16 protein-coding genes and 1 tRNA gene are annotated in these 15,701 nt (G+C 69.8%); 12 read left to right on the plus strand and 5 right to left on the minus strand.

Features of this window, described 5'->3' with window-relative positions:
- The first annotated feature begins 193 nt into the window (after nt 1-193).
- The gene (locus OO63_RS06275) at nt 194-739 is read left to right on the plus strand and encodes an AAA family ATPase (protein ID WP_030358381.1); all 546 of its coding nucleotides are present in this window, start codon (nt 194-196) and stop codon (nt 737-739) included.
- Nucleotides 740-992: 253 nt separating this feature from the next.
- On the opposite strand, the gene OO63_RS06280 is transcribed toward OO63_RS06275, so the two are convergent.
- Nucleotides 993-1,679, minus strand: a complete 687-nt coding sequence (locus OO63_RS06280; RefSeq protein ID WP_030358380.1) for a L,D-transpeptidase — start codon at nt 1,677-1,679, stop codon at nt 993-995.
- The gene (locus OO63_RS06285) at nt 1,669-2,241 is read right to left on the minus strand and encodes a SigE family RNA polymerase sigma factor (RefSeq protein ID WP_078618967.1); all 573 of its coding nucleotides are present in this window, start codon (nt 2,239-2,241) and stop codon (nt 1,669-1,671) included. The genes OO63_RS06280 and OO63_RS06285 overlap by 11 nt, the downstream gene beginning before the upstream one ends.
- A gap of 177 nt (nt 2,242-2,418) precedes the next feature.
- On the opposite strand from OO63_RS06285, the gene OO63_RS06290 reads away from it, so the two are divergent.
- A complete protein-coding gene (locus OO63_RS06290; protein ID WP_033263870.1) occupies nt 2,419-3,369 on the plus strand; it encodes a L,D-transpeptidase in 951 nt (316 codons plus the stop codon).
- Nucleotides 3,370-3,384: 15 nt separating this feature from the next.
- On the opposite strand, the gene OO63_RS06295 is transcribed toward OO63_RS06290, so the two are convergent.
- A tRNA-Cys gene (locus OO63_RS06295) sits at nt 3,385-3,459 on the minus strand.
- Nucleotides 3,460-3,619: 160 nt separating this feature from the next.
- Here OO63_RS06295 and OO63_RS06300 point away from each other — a divergent pair.
- The 3 genes from OO63_RS06300 to OO63_RS06310 all read left to right on the plus strand — a co-directional run bounded on the left by OO63_RS06300 (nt 3,620) and on the right by OO63_RS06310 (nt 5,413).
- The gene (locus tag OO63_RS06300) at nt 3,620-4,171 is read left to right on the plus strand and encodes an isochorismatase family protein (RefSeq protein ID WP_030358377.1); all 552 of its coding nucleotides are present in this window, start codon (nt 3,620-3,622) and stop codon (nt 4,169-4,171) included.
- A gap of 121 nt (nt 4,172-4,292) precedes the next feature.
- Nucleotides 4,293-5,147: a helix-turn-helix domain-containing protein gene (locus OO63_RS06305; protein ID WP_030358376.1), complete on the plus strand. Its 855-nt coding sequence runs from the start codon at nt 4,293-4,295 to the stop codon at nt 5,145-5,147.
- Complete coding sequence (locus OO63_RS06310) at nt 5,144-5,413, plus strand: DUF397 domain-containing protein (RefSeq protein WP_030358375.1); 270 nt, start codon at nt 5,144-5,146, stop codon at nt 5,411-5,413. Before OO63_RS06305 ends, OO63_RS06310 begins: the two co-directional genes overlap by 4 nt.
- Here the strand turns inward: OO63_RS06310 and melC2 are convergent.
- Nucleotides 5,395-6,222: a tyrosinase MelC2 gene (melC2, locus tag OO63_RS06315; RefSeq protein ID WP_030358374.1), complete on the minus strand. Its 828-nt coding sequence runs from the start codon at nt 6,220-6,222 to the stop codon at nt 5,395-5,397. The genes OO63_RS06310 and melC2 overlap by 19 nt on opposite strands.
- A 53-nt stretch (nt 6,223-6,275) precedes the next feature.
- Nucleotides 6,276-6,680 carry an apotyrosinase chaperone MelC1 gene (gene melC1 / locus OO63_RS06320; RefSeq protein ID WP_030358373.1) on the minus strand — a complete coding sequence of 135 codons (405 nt, stop codon included), beginning with the start codon at nt 6,678-6,680 and terminating at the stop codon, nt 6,276-6,278.
- A gap of 409 nt (nt 6,681-7,089) precedes the next feature.
- Between melC1 and OO63_RS45300 the strand changes: the two genes are divergently transcribed.
- The 7 genes from OO63_RS45300 to OO63_RS06350 all read left to right on the plus strand — a co-directional run bounded on the left by OO63_RS45300 (nt 7,090) and on the right by OO63_RS06350 (nt 15,446).
- The gene (locus OO63_RS45300) at nt 7,090-7,809 is read left to right on the plus strand and encodes a DUF8017 domain-containing protein (RefSeq protein ID WP_030358372.1); all 720 of its coding nucleotides are present in this window, start codon (nt 7,090-7,092) and stop codon (nt 7,807-7,809) included.
- Nucleotides 7,810-7,922: 113 nt separating this feature from the next.
- Nucleotides 7,923-8,804, plus strand: coding sequence for a hypothetical protein (locus tag OO63_RS06330; protein WP_030358371.1), 882 nt, complete (start codon nt 7,923-7,925; stop codon nt 8,802-8,804).
- Nucleotides 8,805-8,946: 142 nt separating this feature from the next.
- Nucleotides 8,947-9,402: a hypothetical protein gene (locus tag OO63_RS06335; RefSeq protein ID WP_030358370.1), complete on the plus strand. Its 456-nt coding sequence runs from the start codon at nt 8,947-8,949 to the stop codon at nt 9,400-9,402.
- Nucleotides 9,403-9,412: 10 nt separating this feature from the next.
- Nucleotides 9,413-11,251 (plus strand): alpha/beta hydrolase, encoded by a 1,839-nt coding sequence (locus tag OO63_RS06340; protein WP_030358369.1) that lies wholly within the window; start codon nt 9,413-9,415, stop codon nt 11,249-11,251.
- 4 nt (nt 11,252-11,255) lie between these two features.
- Entirely contained in the window at nt 11,256-11,768 is a 513-nt protein-coding gene (locus tag OO63_RS45305) for a hypothetical protein (RefSeq protein ID WP_157853952.1), read from the plus strand.
- Between the two features lie 145 nt (nt 11,769-11,913).
- Nucleotides 11,914-13,389, plus strand: a complete 1,476-nt coding sequence (locus OO63_RS06345; protein ID WP_030358368.1) for an MFS transporter — start codon at nt 11,914-11,916, stop codon at nt 13,387-13,389.
- Between the two features lie 263 nt (nt 13,390-13,652).
- Entirely contained in the window at nt 13,653-15,446 is a 1,794-nt protein-coding gene (locus tag OO63_RS06350; RefSeq protein ID WP_030358367.1) for a DEAD/DEAH box helicase, read from the plus strand.
- Nucleotides 15,447-15,701: the final 255 nt, after the last annotated feature.

Raw genomic sequence — 15,701 nt, forward strand, 5'->3', positions numbered from 1 at the left:
TGAGGACGAGGCGCGGAGGGGCTAATTCAGCCCGTCCGGCGTTTGAGGACGAGGCGCGGAGCGCCGATACGGGGGTCCAGGGGGCGGAGCCCCCGGTTACGGGAAGGGGCGGGACTGGGGCGTCCCACGCGGGCCCTACCCCCCCCGGGAAACCGGGAGGAACCCCGACCCCGGCTCGGGTAACTTCGCCCAGATGAACGCCCCCACCACCCCCGAAGGGGTCATCGTCATCACCGGCATCATGGCCGCCGGAAAGTCCACGGTCGCCCAGGCCCTCGCCGAGCGCCTGCCCCGCGCCGCCCACGTACGGGGCGACATCTTCCGACGCATGATCGTCTCCGGCAGACAGGAGTACGAACCGGGCGCGGGCCCCGAGGCCGAGGCCCAACTCCGCCTCCGCTACGGCCTGTCGGCGTCGACGGCCGACTCCTACGCCGCCGCGGGCTTCACAGCGGTAGTCCAGGACGTGATCCTCGGCGAGGAGCTGAAGCGGTACGTCGAGCAGGTCAGGACGCGCCCGCTGCACGTGGTCGTACTGGCCCCGCGCCCCGCCGCGGTCGCCGAACGCGAGGCGACCCGAGGTAAGACGGGCTACGGCGAGTGGACGGTCGAGGCCCTGGACGAGGGGATGCGTGCCACCACGCCACGTATCGGACTGTGGCTGGACAGCTCGGAGTTGACGGTGGATCAGACGGTGGACGCGATCCTCGCGCGGCTGCGCGAGGCGGTCGTGACCTGAGAGTGGAATGTCTCCGACCGGTGCCGGTCGGGTCGCGATGACGCTTCAGGCATGCGATCCCCCCATAAATCCCTTTTAGGCAGGGCCAGTTGCAGGGCACCATCGAAGAGTCCCGAACAACTCGGTCACTACGGGGGAGATGTGTCATGGGGGATGACAACGACACGGGCTGGGGCTGATCCCGGCGATTCGGAGGGGCGGTTCCGCGCGGAACCGCCCCTCTTCACGTGCCCGTATGCAGTGCTCGTCCGCGTCAGCCCGAAGTCCCTGGCGCCGCACCCTCGATGGTGATCACCGACCCCGGACTGAGCTTGCCGTAGAGCCACTTGGCGTCCGCCAGGCGCAGCCCGAGCCAGCCGTGGGTGACGTCGCGTTTGCCGACGGACTTCTCGTCGTAGGTGAGGGCGACGACGTAGTTGGTGCGGCCTTCGGCGTCGCGGAGTTCGAGGACCCAGTGGAAGTACGCGTCGTACGTCTCGCCGAGGCCGACGTCGTTGCCGGACAGCTTCGTCGAGCGGTGCTTGGCGACGACCGTCATACGCCCCGGCTTCGTCGGGTACTTCGCGCGGCCCGACGACAGAGGCAGCTTCCGTCCCGCCACGGACAGCTCGCGCCGCGCGAGGTCGGCGGTGGCGGCGGGCGCGGTGGGCCCGGCCGTCGTGCTGGGGGCGGCGGGCGGCGCGGGCCGGGAGCCGGAGTCGTCGCCGAGGCCCACGACGAGCCCGGCCACGAGGGCGGCGGCCGCGACGGCACCACCGCCGACGAGGGCCGCGTGCCTGCGCCGCCGCCGGGTCCCGGCGCGTCGGCGCACGTCGGCGCCGGTGCCGGGGGCGGGGGAGCGGGCGTCGAGGGCGAGGGCGTGGAGGGCGGAGGAGAGGTCGGGGGCCGGGCCGGACTTCGACTCGGGGTTCGACCTGGGCGTCGAGGGTTCATCGGACACGATCCCGATCCCCTCCCTTCCCGCTGCTCTTCCCACCGAGTACGCCGTGCGCACCGCCGGCGCCGCCGCTGTCGTCCCCGTCGCCCCCGTACTCCCCGGACAAATGCTTGGCCAACGCCGCGCGTCCACGCGAGAGCCGCGCCTTGACCGTGCCGGTCGGGGCGCCGGTCTCGGAGGCTACCTGCTCCACGCTGAGGTCACACAGGTGGTGCAGCACGATCGCGAGCCGCTGTGCCTCGGGCAGCTTCCGCAGCGCCGCGACGAGCGTCACGTGCTCCGGCCCCGGCCCGGCCGCGTGCTCGGGCGGCGGCTCCTTGCGCACCAGCTCCAGCCAGCGCCGGGCCCGCCGCCAGTGGCTCACCGCGAGCCGCATGGCCACCGTGCGGACCCAGGCCTCCGGCGCGTGCACGGCGGCGAAGTCGCGCCGCCGGTCCCAGGCGCGTACGAACGCCTCCTGGACGACGTCCTGGGCCTGACCGTGGTCGCCGGTGAAGGCGTAGACCTGGCCGACGACGCGCGGGAACGCGGACGCGTAGAACGCGTCGAACTCGTCCTCGGTCATGCCCCCGCCGTTCCTGTCCACGACCGCGACCGTTCGCCGCCCGCGCCGCGCCCCGTCACAACCAGCCCCGAATTTCTTCCCGCACGCCTCATGCAACCCGGCGGTCTCCGCCGTGCGTATGGGTGGCGTACATGGAAACACACCGGCCCAGGCCGGAACACCACACAGGGGGACCCGATGGCCAGGCGCACCAGAATCCGTCATGTCGTACGCGGGGCGGCGGCCGCCGTGCTCTGCGCGGGCGTCCTCGCGGGCTGCTCGCTGGGCGGGCAGGACGGTGCTTCGGCGCCGTCGGAGCGGCGGGACGACCGGAAGGCCGCCGGGGCCGGTACGCCCACGCCGCGCGCGAAGCCGGTGGTGGAGCCGGCGGCGCTGCGCGGGGACGGGGTGGGGGTGAACGTGGCGGACGGGCAGCGGGTGGGCGTCGGCATGCCGGTGTCGGTGACCTTCGACCGCCCGGTGCCGGAGGCCGAGCGGGCGGCGGTGGAGCGGCGCCTGAAGGTGCGCACGAGCACCCCTGTCACCGGTTCCTGGAGCTGGGTCAAGGACCGCAACCTGCACGAGGGCCAGCGGGTCGACTACCGCCCCAAGACGTACTGGAAGCCCGGCACGAAGGTCACCGTCCGGGTGGGCTCCGGCATCGACCGCAGCTTCACGGTGGCCCGCTCCCTGGTCGCCACCGTCGACGTCCGCAGCCACACGATGACCGTCGTCAAGGACGGCGTGACGCGCCGTGTACCGATCACGGCGGGCGCGCCCGGCATGGACACCTGGAACGGCACGATGGTGGTCTCCGACAAGCAGCGCCGCGTCTTCATGGACTCCCGCACGGTCGGCTACGCGGACGCGTACGCCGACTACTACAGCTACGCGGTCCACCTCACGACGTCCGGCACGTACCTCCACGAGAACCCGAAGGCCAACACCTACGCGGGCAACTCCAACGTCACCCACGGCTGCATAGGCCTCGCCACGGACGGCACGGCCCGCCGCTTCTACGAAGAGGTCATCCCCGGCGACGTCGTCCGCGTCACCGGCTCCAAGGAGACGGTGGCCCCCGGCAACGGCTACGGCGACTGGAACGTCTCGTGGGCCGACTGGCGAGCGGGCAGCGCCCTCAACTCCTGACCCGTGACGGGGACTTGGAGGCCGTGACCGGAATCGAACCGGTGTGCTTCGCTTTGCAGGCGAATCCCTCAACCACTCGGGCACACGGCCACGTCGTACGCTCTCGCCGTACGTGACGTATCGACCGTAGGCGGCACGGCTCGCGCCGATCAAGCGCCGGGCCGTCGCCGCAACGCGACTGCCATGCGGCGTTCACGAAACAGGGAACGCCGCGGCAGTGAACCCGTGGACCGTGGAACTGGAGACCCCCATGACAACCCTGCCCGACCGCCCCCGTACCGCCGTGCTGGTCATCGACATGCAGAACGGTGTGGTGGCCGAGGCGCACGAGCGGGACGCCGTGATCGCGAACATAGTCACCGTCGTGGACAAGGCGCGTGCGGCCGACGTGCCCGTCATCTGGATCCAGCACTCCGACGACGAACTCCCGCGCGGCAGCGAGAGTTGGGCGTACGTCCCGGAGTTGGCCCGCCGTGACGGTGAGCCCGTCATCCACAAGCTCTACGGCGACTCCTTCGAGGCCACCGACCTGGAGTCCGTCCTCGCCGCACACGCCGTCGGCCACCTCGTCGTCACCGGCGCCCAGACCGACGCCTGCATCCGCTCCACCCTCCACGGCGCCTTCACCCGCGGCTACGACGCGACCCTCGTGGCCGACGCCCACACCACCGAGGACCTGAGCGGCTACGGCGCCCCCACCCCGGACCTCGTGATCGCGCACACCAACCTCTACTGGCACCGGCAGGAAGCCCCCGGGCGGCGCGGCGGCACCGTGCGGGCGCGGGAGGTCTCCTTCTCCTGAGCCACGCGGCGCACGTACGGTGACTTTCCCGTCGCTGTCCGGTGCTGTCCCGGCTGTCCGGCGTGCCTTACGGGTACGGCTGCGCGTTGGAGCGGGGCGGTGCTTTTCGGAGGTGGGCGTGATGAGTACGGACGGCGAAGGCGTGGACGAGTCGGGCTGGGACGTCGAGCCCGGGGACGAAATCGCCTCGGTGGTCGAGGCGTTGGGCCATCAGCAGAAGCGGTGGCGTGTGGCCGCGGGCTTGAGCGCGGGGGAGTTCGGCGAGGCCATCGGGTACGGGGAGGACCTGGTCCGCAAGGTCGAGCGCGGAGCGCGTATCCCGCGCCCGGAGTACTTGGACGCCGCCGACCGGGTCCTCAAGGCCAACGGGTTCATCTCGGCGATGAAGGAGGAGATGGCCAAGGCGCGGTATCCGAAGAGGGTTCGGGAGCTGGCGAAGCTGGAGGAGCGGGCGGTGGAGATGTGCCTCTACGGCGTCCAGAGCATTCATGGCCTGTTGCAGACCAAGGAGCACGCACAGGTGCTGTTTGAGATGCGGCGACCTGCCTACTCGCGCGATGAGGTGGAGCGCGTGGTGGCGGCGCGCATGGCGCGGCAATCTGTCTTCGAGCGGACTCCCCCGCCCGAGCTGAGCTTCGTCCAGGAGGAGCAGACGCTGAGGCGCCCTCTAGGAGGGACAATGGTGAGGCGTCGGCAACTCGAACGCCTGCTTGAGGTGGGCCAGTTGCGAAACGTCGAGATCCAGGTCATGCCCATGGACTGTATGGAGCATGCTGGGATCGACGGCGGGATCGAACTGCTGAAGTTTGGGGACGGTACGGCGGTGGGCCGCTCCGAGGGAGCGTTCAACGGCCGACCGGTCTTCGACCCGAAGCAGATCCGAATCCTCGAACTGCGGTATGGCATCATCCGGGCGCAGGCTCTGACGCCACGACATTCGCTCGCCTTCATCGAGCAACTGCTGGGAGAGACATGACTCGTAGGCCCTGGGCTGAAGGCAAGGCCGAGTTGGACTGGTTCAAGAGCAGCTACAGCAGTGGCAGTGAGGGCGATAGCTGCGTCGAGGTCGCGCTGGAGTGGACCAAGAGCAGCTACAGCAGCAGTAGCAACGGCGAGGACTGCGTCGAGGTCGCCGCAACCCCCACCACCATCCACGTACGCGACTCCAAGAACCGCCAAGGCCCCCACCTCGGGTTCGCCGCGGGGGCCTGGCGTCACTTCGTTCAGGCGGCCACGTCGTAGGTGTAGTACCGCGTGTGATCCAGCATGTCGGCCGGAGTGACGTCGCCCCACGGGCGCATCGTGTCGTTCAGGTCGACGACGTCGCGCGTGCCGGAGGCGGGCAGGTAGGGCGAGCCCGGGTGGCGCGACTGCCACTGGGTCCACAGCTTGTCGACGTACGCGTGGTGGAGCCAGAAGACCGGGTCGTTGGGGGACGCGCCAGTCGCCATGTGGCCGCCGACCCAGACGTGGACGCGGTTGTGGAGGTTGACGCCGCGCCAGCCTTCGAGGTGGTTGCGGAAGCCGTCGGAGGCGCTGTTCCAGGGCGGCATGTCGTACGTGGACATGGCGAGGACGGAGTCGACCTCGGCCTTGGTGGGGAGTTGGCGGACGCCCGCGCCGAGGGAGCGGCGCAGGAAGTCGCGGCCGTCGACGCGTACGTTGATGCGCCAGCCGTTGCCGGCGGAGGCGAAGGGGCCGTCGGTGACCTGGCTGTCGCGGCTGCGTCCGGTGCCGCCGAGGAAGTCGGGGGCCCAGAGGGAGGCGGCCGGGGTGCGGTCGACGGTCCAGTCCCAGTAGGGGAGGGCGACGGAGGCGTCCACGGACTGCAGCGCCTGCTCGAACTGGATGAGGAAGCGGCGGTGCCAGGGCAGGAAGGACGGCGAACGGTGGCCGACACGTTCGCCGTTGTCGGTGTCGCTCATGATGAAGTCGTTGTGTGTGCTGACGAAGGAGTCGTAGCGGCCGTCGCGCTTGAGGGCGAGGAGCGCGTCCACGAAGCGCCGCTTCTCGTCGGCGGTGAGCTGGGACTGGTTCTTGCGTACGGTCATGGCGGTGCTGCTCCGGGTCGGGCGAGGGGTGGGGACGGGGACGAGGGCGCGGGCTACGGCGCGGGCGGGGCGAGCGGGACGAGGGTGGCGCCCTGGAGCTCGACCACGGCCGCGCGGGCGAGTGCGCGCGGGGTCGCCTGCGGCTCGTAGTGGTTGATGACGCTGATCCACGTGCCGTCGGCGTTGCGCATGATGTGCAGTTCGTCGCCGTCGATGCGGACGGAGTAACCGGCGCCGTGGCCCCCATGGGCGCCGTGGTGGCCGCCGTCGTGGGACGGCGCGCCCTGGATGCGGCGGCCGAGGTACACCTCGTCGAAGGCGTCGGGCGCGGCGCCCGGGTGGGCCTCGGCGCCCGGCTCGGCGACTGTCGCCGCCGCGCGGGCGGCACCGACGACGGCGATACCGGCGGCGGCGCTCGCGGCGGCGCTGATGGCCCGGCGGCGGGTGATTCCGGACATGCGTAAAACCCCCAAGTGAGCGTGGTGAAGGGGCGGTTCCGGTGGTCGGCCGGACTGCCCAGGCCATGCGTACAGGGGGAAAGGTGCGGCGCCGCAATCGGCGGGAAGAGTTGCCCCTTATTAAGGACAACTGCGGGTAAGTAGTGCAGAGTTGGACGAGCGTGATTATGCTGTCTATTTGTCCTGGCGGGGAGCAGACCGCAAATCCTGCGCCGCGAGTGAGGATAACGTGAAAGATCTTCACTCATGCTTCACGGCGGGTGCCCCTGGTCACAGCGGAAAGCTGGCCTGAAGACCTGCTGCCCGAGGGCTGCGCGGGGCTGGTGCGTGCGGCGGATGTGGGGGAGTGAGTAGGGCGCTGAGTAGGCGTACTCAGGGCCCGGCGGGGCCGGGCGGCGAGGCTTGGCGCATGACTTCGACGCCCCCGATACCGCAGACGCCCCCGCAGCCGTACGCGCAGCACCCGCAGCCGCCGCAGCCCGCGGGCGGTCGCCGGGGCGGTTCCGGCCCGGTCGTCGTGATCGTCGTCGTCCTCGCGGTGCTCGCCGCGGGCCTCGGCACCTGGTGGTGGACGCGGGACGGCGACGAGGGGCCGCTCGCGGGCAGGCCACGGGTGACGGACGCGCGGGCGGGGATGTCGTACGGGATCCCCGAAGGGTGGGAACGCAACGACAAGAAGGGGGACTTGATCGGCGCGTTCACGTCGTCGATCGCCTCCAAGGGCAAGGGCCTCGCGGACTCGGCGGAGGAGGGGAACGAGGAGGAGGGCGGCGGTGTCGCGCTCGCGGGGCGGTCGGGCGCGGTGCCCGAGTCCTCGCTGCAGCACGAGACGGAGCGGGCCGCGCGCTCCAACGCGGAGTTCTTCTACCCGGACGGATCGTCGGAGCTCAAGGAGTCCGAGGCGGTCACCGTCGACGGCCGCCCCGCCCACACGGTCGCCCTCGCCGTGCGCGACGGCGAGGGAGGCACGGCCCATCTGCGCCTGACACTCGTCTCGGTGGACGACACCCGGTCCGCGTTCCTGCTGGGGCTCGCGACGCCGGGGACGGGGGTCGGCCCGTACGCGGACAAGGGGCCGGTGGACGAGAAGGTGGTGGACGAGGTGGTGGCGAGCGTGCGGCTGAACTGAGCCGCGCCTCGGCTCAACTTCCGCCCACCTGGCTCGAATTGCACTTGCAATGAGCATGCGTCGGCCACTTGGCTGGACAGTCTGTTGTCTGAGTGACGGGGGAGGAAGCACAGATGACGCAGCCGCCGGGACAGCAGCCCGGCCAGCCGCAGTCGCAGTCGTGGCAGGGCGGAGGGTTCGGCCCGCCTCCGGCGGCGCAGGGGCCGTACGCGCTGCCACCTCAGGGGTCGTACGGCGCACAGCAGCCGTCGGCCGACAACCCGTACGCGCAGCCAGGCGCCCAGCCTTACACCCACCCCAACGCCCAGCCTCCCTACGGCGGTTACCCGCCCCAGTTCCCCACCCCCGACGGCGGCGGCCCGAAGTCCAGGCGATGGCTGGCCGTCACTGCCGCCGTGGCCGCCTTGGCCGTCATCGGCGGCGGGGTCTGGTTCGCGGTTGGCAAGGGCGACGACGACGGGCAGTCGAAGAAGCCCGCCGCCGAGGCCGGCCGGACCGCGAGCGCCGAGCCCCGTCCGAGCGAGACGCCGAGTGCGGAGGAGTCGGACGGCGCGGGGGAGTCCGGCGACCCTTACGCCGACCCCGACGACGGGGAGAGCGAGGACGAGCCCGGCGGCGGCCCCACCGGGACCACCCTCGTCGGCTTCTGGCGCTCGGAGAAGCCGGGCGGCGGCATCCTCGGGCTCCGCGACATCCCAGACACCACGCAGCCGAAGAAGGCCTCGGTGTCCCTGCTCGACGGCGGCCGCTGTTCCGGCCTGCGCCGTGTCATCGAACCGGGCCGCAGCTACCGCATCGGCCTGCTCTGCGAGCGCGACAGCAAGGAGATCTTCGGTGACCTGATCTTCGCGGGCGGCGACACCCTGACGGTCACCTGGGACAAGGGCAGGTCAGGCAAGGAGACGTACAAGCGCTTCCTGGACTGGTCGGAGGACGGGGCGGGATCCGGGGGTGCGGACGGGGGCGATGGTGACGCGGGTTCGGAAGGGATCTGAGGTTCACGCGTCGGCCACGCCATCAGGGTGCGCCTACTGATGCAGCCGGCATGGACTGGGGCCGGCCTCAGGGCAGTTGCCTCAGGCCATGTGCGATGTCCGGCGGGTGTTTCGCAAGGAATGTACGGGGAGGGTTCGACCCATGGTGTGGCACGAGTGGGAGCAGTTGAAGGCCGAGGCCGCCGAGCGGCACTCCCAGGCGATGCAGATCGACAGCACGTCAAAAGGCGATGACGGCGGTGGCGGAGGGCCCTGGGGCGGCCTCAGGTCCAGCAAGGCGGCCTGGGCCAAGGCAGGAGACGGGGTCGAGGGCCTGAAAGAGGGCGTGGGAAGGGCGCTGGCGAAGCTGAGGGAGGGGCAGACGGGGCTCGGGGGACTCGACGGGTGCCAGAGCGCGGCCGCACAGCGGGAGGTGAGCCGTTCCTGGGAGCGGTACATGAAGGACGTGAGCAGACGCTGCGGGAGCCTCGGGGAGTTGCTGACCAAAACTGGTGGCGACCAGCAGAAGACCGATGAATCGGTCAGGGCTGAAATTGAGAAGTTGAAGGACCTGTACGCGGATACACCAGCCATCGGCGGCCAGCCGAAGGGCCGGTGAAACGGGGTCCGTGGACTACAAGACGCTCAAGTCCTTGAAGCCGTCGGAATTCGAGGACGCTGCGGACGGGTACCGCGCCGCCAGTGATATGGCCAGTGCCGCCAAGGACCGCATCGAGAACCAGCTCGCGCCCGGCATGCGCTCGTCGCTGGAGGGGAAGAGCCTGGAGGCCGCGCTCAAGCAACTCAAGTCGCTGGCCCAGAACTTCCACTACACCCAGACGGAATGTGGCCTGGTCGCCACGGCGCTCAACGCGCTCGCCCACGACTTGGGATCGGCCAAGCGGAAGCTCGACTCGGCGGTCTCCGGCGCACAGGCTGAGAAGTTCACGGTGAACCCAGACGGTTCCGTGACGTACCCGGCGGGCGGCGAGAAGGCTGACGGCAAGCTCCCCGAGGGCGGCACGGCGCAGGGCACGACAAGCGAGGCGGCCGCCGATGTCTACCGCCAGTCGGCCAACTTCAACCCCAACCCGAACTTCGGCCGTGCCCAGGAGTACGCCAACCGCATCGCCGGCGCCCTCCAGGAGGCCACGGAGGCGGACGAGAAGTGGGCGCCGAAGCTGAGGAAGTTGAAGGCGGACGACGATCTGACGGTGTCCCACCGGGACTGGAGTGACGTCCAGTCTGATACACGTGCGGTCGGCAAGGGAGCCAAGGAGTACCTGGAAACCATGGGGGGGCCGCCGAAGGACGGCACTCCCCAGGACAATGCGAAGTGGTGGAAGGGGCTGAGCGATCAAGAGCGCGCCGACTACGCTGCGCTCCGCCCTGCGTCTGTTGGCGCATTGGACGGGCTGCCTGCAGATGTGCGTGACGAGGCCAACCGTACGGTGCTGGCAGAGAAGAGGGCTCAGTTCCAGCTGGAGCTGAATTCATTTCCGCCGATGCCGATGAAGTACCAGCCGCCGACGTCCGGTCTGACGAGGGCGTACATGGAATGGACGGAAAAGACCGGCGGCGAGGACAGGATCGAGTTCCTGCGAAACTCCCTAAAGGGAATGGACGCTATTCAGAGCCGCTTTGACCGGACGGGCGTCGAGGAAAGCGGGCCTCCTGGTCGGGGCGGCGCGGCGGGAAACAAGTCGCTCCCGCCAGCCTATCTACTCGGGTTTGATCCTGAGGGTGCCGGTGATGGTCGCGTCATTATCGCCAGTGGTAATCCAGATACGGCGGATCACACGGCTGTCTATGTGCCGGGGACGAAGGCCAGCCTGGGTAACATCGATGGGGATCTAGGGCGCGGTGAGACTCTGTGGGATGCGGCCAGTCGTAAAGTGCCTGGCCGTGATGTTTCCACCATCACCTGGCTCGATTATGACACTCCCCGTTCAGCGATTCCGATCATGGACGGCGATATCGATCCGGAAGCCGCGTATCCAGGGCGTGCGGAGAAGGCGGGGCCGACGCTCAGCCAGTTCATGCATGGTGTCCAGGAGGCCCAGGGTGGTCCCGAGGCCAGCCACACCACCCTCGTCGGGCACAGCTACGGCAGCACCGTCATCGGTGAGGCGTCCAAGCACGGCGGCCTGGCCGCTGATGACGTTGTGGTCGCCGGGAGTCCGGGCATGCAGGTCAAGCACGCGGACGACTTGGATGTGCCAAAGGGGCACGTCTGGGCCATGGGGGCTCCCCTCCTCGACGATCCGGTGCCCATGGGAGGGAAACTCGTCGGACTCGGCGCCGATGGGAATGTGCCCACAGACGATGATTTTGGCGCAAACATAATGAAGACCGACTCTTCCAGTCACAGCGGGTACTGGGACACGAGTGATCGGGGGCCGTCTTTGAGCCTGATGAACCAAGCCGCAGTAATTGCTGGGCAGCATGACGAGGTGAAGCTTGATTAGTCGTGTGACGTCAGCCCTCATCGCCGTCTCGGCGATTACCGTACTCGCAGGATGTTCGGATATGGATAAATCGGAACCGGAAACGCGGCCGGTAAAAAAAGCGATCGAAAGTGCGGCGGGTCTTTCCAGTCAAATCCTGGATATCATCGCCTTGCGCGGGAAGGTGAGTGAGCCGAGCCCTGGGCCTGATCCTTGCGGCGGAAGGGATTTCAAGAAGTACTACAGGGTGTACCACGCCTGGAGTCTCTACGATGCCCCTGTTCCAGATATGGAGAGGGCGATGAAGCGACTCAAGGGTGAATTGCCGAAGCGCGGGTGGAAGATTGTCAGCTATGGTCCAGATTCGAGTAAAGCGAGGAGTCTGGAACTAACCGCCGACCATCCGGAGAAGAAGTTTTCAGTCGTCATCACTCTTCAGGACCGTCGAGGCCGCAGTGAGGATCCGTCCATGATCGAGGTGGACGTCAACTCCTCTTGCTTCCAGGTTCCTGACGGCCAGAGCGTCCGCGATGGGTAGCGGCCGGGGTGGTTCAGGCCCTGCCGAAGACGGGGACGCATCTGGCCCGGGTTGAGCAGAGGCCGGAGTCGTACGACCAAGGGACCAGCGGGTGACCTTCTCCGGACAGGGGTCAATGTCCGTTGTGGACCTTACGGTTGCTGGCATGACCGCCCCCGACCCGCGCGACACGGATGTCGCCCCCGCCCCGTCCGTCGACGTGGACCCGTCCGAGCCGCAAGGCGGCCTCCTCGGCCGAGCGCATCGCGCGCTGAGCATCGGCATCGTCTCCGTCGTCCTGCTCATCGCCTTCGAGGCGACCGCCGTCGGGACGGCGATGCCCGTGGCCGCGCGAGAGCTCGACGGGATCTCGCTGTACGCGTTCGCGTTCTCCGGGTACTTCACGACGAGCCTGTTCGGGATGGTGCTCTCCGGGCAGTGGGCCGACCGGCGCGGACCGCTCGGGCCGCTCGCGGTGGGGATCAGCGCGTTCGCTGCCGGACTCGTGCTGTCCGGCACGGCCGCCGTGATGTGGATGTTCATCCTGGGGCGTGCCGTGCAGGGCCTCGGCGGCGGCCTCGTGATCGTGTCGCTGTACGTCATCGTGAGCCGGGCCTACCCGGAGCGGCTGCGGGCGCCCATCCTCGCGGCGTTCGCGGCGTGCTGGGTGGTGCCCTCGATCGTCGGGCCGCTCATCGCCGGGACCGTCACCGAGCACCTGGGCTGGCGCTGGGTGTTCGTCGGCATCCCCGTCCTCGTCGTGGCGCCGCTCATGCTCGCGCTGCCCGCGATACGGCGCACCGCGTCCGGGCCCCTCGACCCCGACGCGCCCGTCGAGGCCTTCGACCGGCGCCGCATCCGGCTCGCCCTCGGCATCTCGCTCGGCGCGGGGCTCCTCCAGTACGCGGGGCAGGACCTGCGCTGGCTGTCGCTGCTCCCGGCCGTGGCGGGCGCCGCGCTCCTCGTGCCCGCCGTCCTCGGGCTGCTGCCGCGCGGCACCTACCGGGCCGCTCGCGGGCTGCCCTCCGTCGTGCTGCTGCGTGGCATCGCCGCCGGGTCCTTCGTCGCCGCCGAGTCCTTCGTGCCGCTGATGCTCGTCACCGAGCGGGGGCTCTCGCCCACGCTCGCCGGGTTCTCGCTCGCCGCGGGCGGTGCCACCTGGGCGCTCGGGTCGTACGTGCAGTCGCGGCCGGGGATGGAGGCGTACCGGGGGCGGCTCGTTCCGCTGGGGATGGCGCTCGTCGCCCTGGCCATCGCGGTTGCGCCCAGCGTGCTGATCGATGCCGTGCCGGTGTGGATCGTCGCTGTCGCCTGGGGGGTCGGGTGCCTCGGGATGGGGCTTGTCATCGCGTCCACGAGCGTGTTGTTGCTGCGGTTGTCGGCGCCTGAGGACGCCGGGGCCAACTCCGCTTCGCTTCAGATATCCGACGGGCTCTCGAACGTGATCCTGCTGGCTGCGGGTGGGGCTGCGTTTGCCGCGCTCGGCGGGGGGATGGTCGGCGCGGGGCATGGGGCCGGGGAGGTCGGGGGGTCGCATCCGGGGGCGTTCGTCGTGGTGTTCCTGCCCATGGCTGTGGTGGCTCTGGTGGGGGTCTGGGTGGGGACGCGGCTGCGCAGCCCCCAGGCCCGCCCCTTCCCGTAACCGGGGGCTGCGCCCCCGGACCCCCGCTGATCGGCGCTCCGCGCCTCGTCCTCAAACGCCGGACGGGCTGAAACCTTGCCGGGGCGGGCTGGGAGGGTGCGGGTGGACTGGAGGAATGCGGCGGCCCACCCGCGCTCCGGTGTGAGACGTGTCCCACCCGCCCGTCCTCCGGGGTCGTCAACCCGGTGCCCCGGGGGCGCACCGGTAAGGTGGCCCGGTTGTCATACGTAGCCGTGCCGCCGAACCCGAACGAACCGGAGACCGTGACTACCACCGCCGCCTCCTCGTCACACCACCTTTCCCCCGCCTTCCCCGGCCGCGCCCCCTGGGGCACCGCCAGCAAGCTGCGTGCCTGGCAGCAGGGTGCGATGGAGAAGTACCTCCAGGAGCAGCCGCGCGACTTCCTCGCGGTCGCCACGCCCGGCGCCGGCAAGACGACGTTCGCGTTGACGCTCGCGTCGTGGCTGCTGCACCACCACGTGGTCCAGCAGGTGACCGTGGTCGCGCCCACCGAGCACCTGAAGAAGCAGTGGGCCGAGGCGGCCGCTCGGATAGGGATCAAGCTGGATCCCGAGTACAGCGCGGGACCGCTCAGCAAGGAGTACCAGGGCGTCGCCGTCACCTACGCCGGTGTCGGCGTGCGCCCCATGCTGCACCGCAACCGCGTGGAGCAGCGCAAGACGCTGGTGATTCTCGATGAGATTCACCACGCGGGGGACAGCAAGTCCTGGGGCGAGGCCTGCCTGGAGGCCTTCGAGCCCGCCACCCGGCGCCTCGCCCTCACCGGCACGCCCTTCCGGTCCGACACCAACCCCATCCCCTTCGTCGTGTACGAGGAGGGCAACGACGGCATCCGGCGCTCGGCCGCCGACTACACGTACGGCTACGGCAGCGCCCTCGGTGACGGCGTCGTGCGGCCCGTGATCTTCCTGTCGTACAGCGGCAACATGCGCTGGCGCACGAAGGCCGGTGACGAGATCGCCGCCCGCCTCGGCGAGCCCATGACCAAGGACGCCGTCTCGCAGGCCTGGCGCACCGCCCTGGACCCGCGCGGCGACTGGATGCCGAACGTCCTGAAGGCCGCCGACCGGCGCCTCGGCGAGGTGCGCAAGGCCATCCCGGACGCCGGTGGCCTCGTCATCGCCTCCGACCAGGACTCCGCCCGCGCCTACGCCAAGCTGATCCGCGAGATCACCGGCACCAAGGCCACCCTGGTCCTGTCTGACGACGCCGGTGCCTCCAAGCGCATCGACGACTTCAGCGGCAGCGACGAGCGGTGGATGGTCGCGGTGCGGATGGTGTCGGAGGGCGTCGACGTGCCGCGCCTCGCGGTGGGCGTGTACGCGACGACCATCTCCACGCCGCTGTTCTTCGCCCAGGCCGTCGGGCGCTTCGTGCGGTCCCGGCGCCGCGGCGAGACCGCCTCCGTCTTCCTGCCCACCGTCCCCGACCTGCTCGGCTTCGCCAACGAGATGGAGGTCGAGCGCGACCACGTCCTCGACCGGCCGAAGAAGCACGGCGAGGAGGACCCCTACGCCGAGTCCGAGCAGGAGATGGACGAGGCCAACAAGCAGCAGGACGAGGACACCGGCGAACAGGAGCAGTTCTCCTTCGAGGCCCTGGAGTCCGAGGCCGTCTTCGACCGCGTCCTCTACGACGGCGCCGAATTCGGCATGCAGGCCCACCCGGGCAGCGAGGAGGAGCAGGACTACCTGGGCATCCCCGGGCTCCTCGAACCCGACCAGGTGCAGCTGCTGCTCCAGAAGCGGCAGGCCCGGCAGATCGCCCACAGCAAGAAGAAGCCCGCCGAGGAGGCCGACCTCCTCGAACTGCCCGCCGAGCGGCGGCCCGTGGTCTCCCACAAGGAGATGCTCGAACTGCGCAAGCAGCTCAACACCATGGTCGGCGCGTACTCCCACCAGAGCGGCAAGCCCCACGGCGTGATCCACACCGAGCTGCGGCGCACCTGCGGGGGCCCGCCGAGCGCGGAGGCCACGGCCGGGCAGCTGCGGCAGCGGGTCGCCAAGGTGCAGGAGTGGGCGACCCGGATGAGGTAGGTCCCGTTCTCCCTGCTGTTCTCCGTCGCGTTCTCCCTGCCGTTCTCCCTCCTGTTCTCCTTGCCGTAGGGAATCGTGTGCTCCGCGTGTAGACGTTGTGCACGCAGCGTCCATCTGCGGCGGGATCTTTCGGGATATTCCGGTCTCTCTTTCCCTCCCCTTGACCGGATTCTGGACGGAGTCTTCCGCTGAGCGGGACGCCCTCGCTACTGTCCCCGCTACACAACGCCCCGTGGCAGCGTCGCCCCGGAGCGC

Origin of the sequence: Streptomyces alboflavus (assembly GCF_000716675.1) — a bacterium.
Taxonomy (GTDB): Bacteria; Actinomycetota; Actinomycetes; order Streptomycetales; family Streptomycetaceae; genus Streptomyces; species Streptomyces alboflavus.